The 9,408-nt window shown below is 43.5% G+C and carries 8 protein-coding genes; all 8 read right to left on the minus strand.

From position 1 onward, the window contains the following. Window positions 1–342 precede the first annotated feature (342 nt). A complete protein-coding gene (gene csm6, locus U9Q77_11340) occupies window positions 343–1,512 on the minus strand; it encodes a CRISPR-associated ring nuclease Csm6 (GenBank protein MEA3287950.1) in 1,170 nt (389 codons plus the stop codon). Continuing rightward, complete coding sequence (locus U9Q77_11345) at window positions 1,502–2,647, minus strand: DUF1887 family CARF protein (GenBank protein ID MEA3287951.1); 1,146 nt, start codon at window positions 2,645–2,647, stop codon at window positions 1,502–1,504. The genes csm6 and U9Q77_11345 overlap by 11 nt, the downstream gene beginning before the upstream one ends. Continuing rightward, entirely contained in the window at window positions 2,647–4,683 is a 2,037-nt protein-coding gene (locus U9Q77_11350; protein MEA3287952.1) for a TIGR03986 family CRISPR-associated RAMP protein, read from the minus strand. Before U9Q77_11350 ends, U9Q77_11345 begins: the two co-directional genes overlap by 1 nt. After that, window positions 4,680–5,216, minus strand: coding sequence for a CRISPR-associated protein Csx19 (csx19, locus tag U9Q77_11355; GenBank protein MEA3287953.1), 537 nt, complete (start codon window positions 5,214–5,216; stop codon window positions 4,680–4,682). Before csx19 ends, U9Q77_11350 begins: the two co-directional genes overlap by 4 nt. Next, on the minus strand, window positions 5,213–6,613 hold the full coding sequence (locus U9Q77_11360) for an RAMP superfamily CRISPR-associated protein (GenBank protein ID MEA3287954.1): 1,401 nt from the start codon (window positions 6,611–6,613) through the stop codon (window positions 5,213–5,215). Before U9Q77_11360 ends, csx19 begins: the two co-directional genes overlap by 4 nt. Further along, on the minus strand, window positions 6,610–8,127 hold the full coding sequence (locus U9Q77_11365; protein ID MEA3287955.1) for a hypothetical protein: 1,518 nt from the start codon (window positions 8,125–8,127) through the stop codon (window positions 6,610–6,612). The genes U9Q77_11360 and U9Q77_11365 overlap by 4 nt, the downstream gene beginning before the upstream one ends. A gap of 2 nt (window positions 8,128–8,129) precedes the next feature. Then, a complete protein-coding gene (locus U9Q77_11370) occupies window positions 8,130–8,777 on the minus strand; it encodes a hypothetical protein (protein ID MEA3287956.1) in 648 nt (215 codons plus the stop codon). Then, window positions 8,774–9,408, minus strand: a 635-nt coding sequence (locus U9Q77_11375) for a hypothetical protein (protein ID MEA3287957.1), incomplete at its 5' end; no start/stop codon positions are given. The genes U9Q77_11370 and U9Q77_11375, both read right to left, overlap by 4 nt.

Below are 9,408 nucleotides of genomic sequence, written 5' to 3' on the forward strand. Positions count from 1 at the left end.
CCTCCCCGAATTATTAGGGGATTAAGACCCTTGATACTTCCCTCTCGAATTTACCAAGATTCTTTGGTCTGAAACCTCCCCGAATTATTAGGGGAGGTTTCAGACGTGTGCATTACCTACGCCAGAAGGAAGAACATTATCGTCTTAATCCCCTAATAATTCGGGGAGGTTTCAGACTCTGGCCTCTGTAAGCCTTTGCCAGTAAGGGCTGTAGACCCTATTTTGGAGAAACCCTGAAAAATGGACTAAATTTTTCATAAATAATTTACTAATCACGCTTAAGTTCTTGTTTTTACTCACTGAAGAACAATTTGTCAATAAGCAGGTACTTTTACAGCTCCATCAACTTAAAATTTTCACCTCACCGGTCAAAGCTAACAATCCATTTCTTGTAGGTGCTTTACCTATGGAAATCAGCGATATTGCCTTTCTGCACGCGGCTGGTACAAAACCATGTCCCTTGCTCCCCTCCTTTAATATTTTCTTGTTCAGATTAGTCTTCATCTCGCTCACATAAGTAGACCGTTGCTTCTCCGCAGATGCGGCATCTATACTTTTCGGTGGGTTATCGAGACCTCTCCACCTTTTATAGGATTCTTCATAGCTAGGTGAGTAAGGTCGTGAAATTGACTTGAGCTCTGGAGCTATGCTGTCTGGAAATGCTTCAAAGATTTCCTCATTGGTCATGGTACAGGAATCACACCCCTCACAATCTGATTCGCATGTCTTAGATTTATGCAGCTTGACAAACATTCTAAAAAAGGCAGCATTTTGAGGGGGTAGATCAATCTTATACACCTTGTTGATAATGAGTACTTTGCCATCCACTTCCAAAGATTTCAAGGGTTCAAGATCACGAATTGCGGTTTGCACCCTTTTCAACAAGTCGCCTGGTGCATCATTGGAAGTTCCCAGGAGATAACGTCCCACTTTTAAGACCGGGACATTAGAAATTTCCAACTTCTCACTAGTGGATGACGGATCACCGGGATAGAACCACTCAGGGTCGCCAAACTTTGCAGTCGGGGGCAGTATATGAATTAACTCATCGCTTTCACGAGCATATAACTGAAAAGCAAGCGCCATCATAGCACTCATGGTCTTGCGTCCTCCTGCAACCGTTGCAGTGAGGCAAGTGCCATCATCATCTGTAATATCTTTGATCAAGTGAAGAAATTGGCCGCTAAGTACCTCTGCATCAGCGTTCTGACGAACATCATCTAATTCTTCCCCGCCCTCATCTTTAAGAATTATGATATCTTCTCTTTTAAGCTGAAAGTAACCTTTCTCAACACCTAGATCTGTTTCCATCTGTGCGAGACGTCCCTCCTTGAACAGAGCTGTAGATAACTTCTCGGCTCCCTCCCTGGTTGTGAGAGCCACAATGCGATCAAATTTGCGCTGATAGCCATAGTGAGGATGCGTGTAGACGTACAAGCACTCTGTGAAGATCTGGGGGGTTGTACCTACCGTGGCAACAAATACCTGTTTAGGATGTGTATTAGAATTCATATTGTTTGATACTTTTCAAGTTATTTCCAGCCATTTTAATATTTTGATCATCGATTTGCCGATTTTGTACAGAAAAAGGGACTCTAATGATGCTATTATCCTCACATTGCTCTCGAAGCTCTGAGGGTAGGTTTTTGTCACTGTGCACTAATATTGATTGGGCAAACTCACCACCATATCGGCGACGAATCACAGCTAGCTTATCAATATGTTGTTTCTTAACACTTCCAGTTTTGCATTCAACAAAAAATAATTGTCGCCCTCTTTTTACCAGAACATCAATTTCATTTTTTTCTTCACTGGCAATTGAAGGGTCCGTGAACCCCGCTTTAAATCCAACCTGGATCTCGAACTCCTCACCCAGCACATCACTAAAGCGCTTTGCCACCAAATATTCAAGATACCGTCCCTCAAAAAGCATCTTTGCGGCAAGTGGGTCTTTCCAGTAATAGTCCCGCGTCTTCAGTTTTAAGGAAATACCCCCTGAATCCCACCTAAAACGCTGCTGGCCCAGATCCAGACTGCTGCCAACCTGAAGTCCTTTACTATAGGTTTTCATAAGCTTATTTCGAAGCTTATTTACACCCCAATCGAAATAGAGCTTCCCTATATCATCAAGCAAGTCCCAAGTCGTGTCCGGTAGCTCTCTTACATTGACACCCTCTTGTGGGACCTGTCCTTGTGTACGAAAACAATCCTCGATAGATATTTCCGCCGACAGGGGATGAAGCTCGTCAGTTGAAAGGTTGTAAACAGAGTCTGAGCGACCATCAACATAAAAACTAGCAATGGATTTTGTCTTGGCAGCGTCATAGGCTGCAATACTCATGAGCTTTGTACCACCAGTGAGGTTGATCGTGATCGGCCCCTTTGCATCAACGATGATCTCATCTATGACTGCCTTGATACGCTGCACCCTATTATGGGGGATTGGATGATCTGTAATAGTGGCGCCATGTTCAGCAAAAATATCCTTTAGTTGGGCTGCCTGTCCCCTTGACTGCTTTGTGAATAAGAGCTGAACACTCTCTGGTTGAAACTCCAAAAACCCCAGCAGAAGCGGAATAGGTTGTCCGCCGACTAAAATGATCTGAGAACCGCCCTTAGAGATGGTTTTGCTTGTCACAGAATCCATTATACATCCTCCGGGATTGGCAATATTTTACGTTTTCTGGTCTCATACCCTTGATCCTGTAATTTCCCCTTGCTCTGCAGTTTTTGTCCATGTTCAAAAGAAAGCAATTTCCTGAGTTGACGCATGCGGTATAGATCCCAGAACTTGTCCTGACCCGGATCATCACCGAACTCCTGGCAGCTTTTGGCGATGGTAGCACGAAAGACACCTGCAATATCCTCAGAATCAGCCACTGGCCGCATACCACTCTTCCAGCTATCAGCATCCATCAGCTTGCTGTATCGTTCTTGTGGATCAGTTAATTTCATGGTGGATTCTATACGAATGGATCCTAACCCGAGCGCCTTGGCCATTCCCAACTTGTGTGCCAAGCCAGGGGGCAATTGTATAGCCGACTGGAGTGCTCCAAACTCAACTTTGCTTAGATTTGAGAACTTGACTGTAAAAGTAAATTCAGTCCCCTTTTGAACCGGCTTCATTGTTGTATACATGTTATCCGATTTCACTTTTGAGAAATCCTGCTGCACAAAATCATGATGCCAGTACATCTTGCTGCCCCGGAGCCAGGTATCAAAGCCCCAATGATTCTTTCCATTTGTTTCAGTATGTAACTGAACCAGATAGTTTTGAAAAGCAGTGGGCTTAGGACCTGACAAAATCACTTTACGTGCTGGTGCAGGTATTATCTCTGAAACAGGGTGAGCATCACTGACCTGTATAAATGATGCATGAGCATGACCTTCTGTCAGTTCACCCTTAGGACTGATATACCCAAACATCCTTTGAGTGAGGTCCATATGATCTTCATCCAGGTGAGCTTTCGGTATATGTGCTGAGATGGGTTGTTCGTAGGGCACTCTGAATAAACCGGTATGACCAAAGGCAATAATGACCCCAGCATCGTTTTGCTTATAGAATACAGGCAAACCATCTGGAAAATCATGCTTTTCTTTTGTCAGTCTATCGAGAAGATTAATTTCTGGTTTCCGACTGGGGTTAGCCGATTTACAATCCTGACGGTAATTTTCTATAGTCTGGTGCAAAACTTCCACAGCGGGAACGCTTAGATTCGCCCCATAAATAACCCATTCCCGTTTCTTTTCAGGAGCATCTCCGCTGGTAACAAAATAACTCCCGTCAGGGCGTTTATAGTATTCATACGGCTTCAAACGCTGACCTTGAAGTTCTTCTTCAATATCTCGTTTTTCCATCTGACGGTACTGAGCATTATTATGTTCTACGGCTGGCTGAATAAAGTACTTACTAACTCTGGAATCAAACCTCAGGTAGCCGGCATTTGCCGTATATGACTTCCGTTTTTCTCCACGCTTCTGAGACGTTAGCTGGTCATTATACCAAGCTCTAAAATGGCCATCCTCATCTGCCATGGGCCGGGTAAACAGCGTTCGCTGATGATCAACTTGAGTCATCTTGCTGTAACTCATAATGTTTACCATATTGCGAATCAAACCCCGCAAGGTACTCCCGGGAATTCTGGTTTGACCATTAATAGAGAAAAAATCTTCCCCTCCTTTACTTACGAAAAGTTCAGAAAGAGTTGTCAAATGACACTCTAATTCACCATGGAACCGTTCTCCGGAAAACACATCATGGTTTACCACAGCGGATTCTGCTGAAACAACCACATCATCCAAGGGAACAAAATTGTATGCAGCTGTTCCACGTCTGGAACCCGATATGTCTCGCACCTGTTTATTGCCAACGGCTTTACTTGTTACCCCTTGATTTGCTGAGTGCCGGGAAGAGCCAGTGTCGTGGCGCATTGAGGAGGCTGGGCGAATATTTTGATCTGCTTTAGGCTGGACTGCTTTCTGAAAGAGAATGGTATCTTTATCACATATTTTTTCAATATGCCCATCCCTTCTCTGGACCTCAACTTCAAGTCCATCCATATCCTCGCGATAGCTATCTGATTTTGGTGCTGTCACTGGGTTTTTCCCATTGCAAAAATCTACCTCTACAACCAGTTTCCCTTTTTTACTTCTTCTCGTATTCAGAATTGCCTTTTCCATCATATCACCTTGTTTAATCCTAGAAAGCGGGTATCCATAAATCCGGCTATATGGTTTTCTGTATTGATGTAGTTTCTCACTTGCAAACTCAGGTGTTGCGAGCCATTGCCGACAGGAACCCACCCGGCTGAACCGGCTGATTCCTGATAAAGAGTAAAATCAACTTGCGTATCCACGCGTTCTCCCAGTAGAATTTGTTTCGCGTCGATCACATCTACTGCATCCCCTTCGCCATCAACCCTGTGTCGCCAGAAGAAAAGACCTTCTGATTGTCGGCGTAGAAACAGCTCCTCATCCTCATTAAAAATGCGCATTTGTTGAATATGTTGAGTATCAATGATTTTCTGATCATTTGAAAAGGTCATCTCATGTCCATTCCAGCGAATCCAGACGACAGCATTGTCCAAAAAGATCAACCCAATCACCTTCTGTTTAAGTTTATTCCCGAGCAAGGTTTTGAGTGAATCACTCTCTGTTATCCTAGTTTCACCTGTGCTTACACGAGTCAACACCTGATTTAGCTTATAGGCACTCATGCGACACCCTCCTTTGGTAATATTGTCTGCCACTGCTTGTCTATTTCATCAATGAGACTGGACTCATCTTTAATTTGCAGACCTGATTTTTCCTGTAAAATTCTGACTTTTTTTGATTGATAGTTGAGGGTCAATTCTTCACCATAGAATTTACCCCGACCAATTGAACCACCGCCACCTAAAGCCAATTCACCGGTCCATAAATCTTTGATAACCTGTAGGATCAAAGCAAGCTCTACAGGGTCAGCTTGATTTATCCTTAACTTTAGATCTATATAAGTCTTGCCATCACTCCAAAGTGGTAATTCAGAAAAAAGAGCACCATCCATAACTCCTCCGGTAAATTGATCCACCCTGATCCGGGTTTGCTTTTCTAAATGACCTCCCTGAATAATGGATTCTGAGACACGAAGTTTACCTTTGAGGGCAATATCTTTCTGCTCCTCCTTACCATCCTGTGCTCTTTTTGATGTTTCAACAATACCAAACAAATTATTCTCAAGTGTGACTCTATCTTTAATGTCACAGGTATTTAAAATCTTCCTGGCCCGATGACGAAACACCCCTCGGATAGATGACCCAGGGATAATATTTTTTCCATTGGACTGCATTTGCTCAGAATCAATATTCTCGTCTTCACCTGTATAATCTTGTTTAACCAGAATTGAGTCTTGCAGAAAAAATCGGCCCTGTATGGTGGCAAGCCCATTTTTTGCTTCAAAACAGTCACCCTTTTCTACTGTAAGAGATTCATCAGGTTTCCGGCTCCCTGTAAACCACCAAGCAGCATCTCCGGGAAATTCCAGGTGTTTCCATTTTACCGGGGAAAGTTCAACCTTTCCAAATCCTATTACAGATTGAGCACCAACAGAGATGTGTCCATTTTGTAATTCATTTATAAGGGTTTTTACAAATTTTACCAATGCATTGGTTTGGTCTTTATAAGCCTCTCTTATGACCAACTCAAACCCAAAGTCAAACATATTATTTGCAGCTAACAATTCAAAATCATGAAGCGATTTATCCTCTGTTGCACCTGTTTTCTGGTTGATCCGGGTACTTGTTCGAATCTCCATTTTCGCGGCATGCATAAGCGGTAAATCATAGCTAATAAAAGCGCTTTGATAAGCTGTTTTGGAGCTATCATCACCTTCTGACCCAAAGATTATTTCCAGTAGTTTTTCATCCATATCTTTAAAATTTTGCCGGAAATGATCCTTGGCAGCTCCTGTCCAGGAAGTGCCTGGGATATAGGGCTTTCCGGATCCATCAAGCACCAAATCACTATCTGTTTTGTCATCGGTACCAGCACCGATCCTCAAAGGAGCTGTGTTCACCAATGTTCCAGAGACCAGTATTCTGCCCGTAATTTCTGCTCCCATATTCTTCACATTCATGCTTGCTTACCTTTCAAATGCTTCGTGAGCAATGTTCCCCAATAACTTTTCCATGCAAACTCTCTATACTGATCCAATGGTAGCGATAATGCTTTAGCGGATTCTTGTAAAAAGACACTCTCTGAGACACCAATCTCATCTAGAATGCGTTCATGGAAAACCTTGGCATCTTTCAAAACATCAAATAGATATTTACCATCCAGTTTGACGCGTTTAAGATGAGTCGCTCGTCCTTTATCAACAGTTTTGCCATCCTCTTTTTGGGTTTGAGATAATTCAATATACCGGGCTATTTCACCTAGTGAATCTTTACTTTTAAAAAGATCTCGTAAATCCACTGTTAAGCTATGCGGTAAGGTCGGCTGCAGAGCTGCTTCAAGAGCTACTCGTTCTGCAAGGAGCTTCACTTCACGTTGAGCCACGTTTTTGTATACGGCCAGGAAAGCTTCAGGGGGACTACCTTCAGGCATCTTTTTAATTGCAGGTTTTGCTGAGGCATTCAAGTGATCAACCTGGATGGACTCTATACTGACCTCACCATAACCTTCATTCCGCCGATGCCCCAATCCATGGAATAACAACTGATCGATACCCTTCCTTGATATACCATGTCCAGCAGCAATCTTAAAAACCGAGCCTGCTTCAAGTGCAGCTTCAGAAGGTCGCTTTAGTCCCCACATACGGTTAAAGGTTTCAATGCTTGTATTACGAACAAGCAACTGCTCACATTCCAGGGGGGCTGAAAGCTCACATTGCTTCTGGATTGTCAGGGCAACATCCTGCCATTGTGTTGAGGGATGTCCAAATTTATTATGGATAAGAGCAGGGCTTTTCAGGCTCAGTGTAAATGACTGATCAGAAAAATCGTCTTGACCCGGAGTAATCTCCCTGACATTCATGACCTCTATGGAAGCTGATCCATACTGAGCCGTTTTTGAACGACCCAAATGGACGTTTGAATCAGCTATTATCAGCTCCTTCAAAACCTCAATATCATCGTCTGATCCAATAACCTCACCCAGAAATTGCTGGCCAGAGGCTAGACCTGTATAGGTAAAAATACCACCTGACAATGATCTGCCCGCCAATCGTTCCGCCCCTCGGGATGTGTGAAAACTTGTCATCATTTTTGGCAGACCGACATGATGGCTGCTGATGTATCTCCTTTTGTATTTTGCAGGATTGCTTGGATTAGTTTCGAAAACATCCAGATAAGGTTTTTTAGCCGATTTTTCCTGGTGAATATGCAGGGGCATCACCTGTGAGCGACTGTTCATGATCTTGAGGGTTGCCTGCCTGTAGGAAATGGCATCACTTAGAAACAGCCGCTTGAACTGCTCATCCTGATGCGCCATCTTGCCTAATACGTGGTTTTTAACATATCGGCCTGCCAAAACGCCCAGGATACTGCTTCCGGGAATATGGTCAAATGATTCCAGGTGATTTCCACTTGCCGTGGTCCGACTCATGATTAATGGGGTAATTGCGGTTATCTGAAATTCTAAAGATTTCATGGTTAAACCCCCTCCATAAATTTTTTATATGCTGTCGTCTGGCTTATTTTAGTTCCTGTACTATCCAACAACTCACATTTGATCCGGCCCAAACCTCTATTTCTGTTCAACCCCAGAAACCGTAGATTCCCCAGAGTCATGGCAAGTAGTGAGACCTCTGCACCTGGAATCTCCCGGTCTGAAGTGATACTTCCAAAGAAAGTTAACCCTGTTTTTAATACGCGCATGGAACGCAAGGAGTGCTTTACAGCCACGCCGTCTTTTAGTTTTGTCTGACGTCGAATATCAGTAAACGACTCTAACACCATACTGTCTCTGAAGAACCCTGGAAATTTTTCATTCGCCCAGCTCAACCAGAGCCTGATACCCTCACTATCACTCAAGCTGGCATCAGATAACATGATTGAGTATCCATCGGCCACACCAACCTGACCAAACAATGAGTCAAGTGGCAACTGAAGATCATGCCCGGTAATTTCACCAACCTCCAGCAGTGATTCCCTCATGAGGCCCTTTAATCTTTTGCCAGGGATTACCGGTAAGCCAAAGGAGTCCACAGCAATCTCAGTATCCACAATAGCTGAAGCAGTTAACCCTGACGCAGGAACTGTATCTGATAACAGTTCTATTGAATAGTTCAAGTGATTCATTTTTTGGTCCCCATTGCTTCGGTTTGCTTGCGTAACCAACCCGGAACCTGATCCAGATATTCGCAAATATCCAATTCCTTTGGGTTCCCTAGAACTTGGCGTGCTCTGGTTTTTAATAAGTCAGGTACTTCCAAATTTTGTTTTTTACAGTGCTGATAAAATTTATCGATCTCAGTGTTTCCTTTATAGGCAACTTCCCGTAGTTCTTTGATTTTATTGGCTGGCCATTCCCCAATTCCTGTGGCTGCAGATTGCAGGCTGTGATATCCCTCCTGCCCCTTACCAATGGCAAAGGGACGACCAATAAGCAGTCCTGATTCATCAGAATACCCCGTACTCCTCACCTGATCCAGATCTCCAAATATGCCCCCCTGGACGATATGAAAGTCAAGCAGGGACAGGTCATTTTTTGTTCGGTTTAGGTCACTCTGATCTGATAATTCATCAAGATATTGCCGGCGTTTCTGTTTTGCGGAATCGCATAAATTCTCTGCAATCTCATATCCCTGATCAAAGGGATATGATGGTTTTGTAAAGGCGATACCAGCACAGGCTGTAATTTTTGACTCTGACTCCCCTTGCAGAGCCTCCAAGGTAGTTAGAAACAGTTCAGCAGACCAAAGACCAAGGG

The organism is Candidatus Neomarinimicrobiota bacterium (genome assembly GCA_034716895.1).
Classification (GTDB): Bacteria; Fidelibacterota; UBA8477; order UBA8477; family JABMPR01; genus JABMPR01.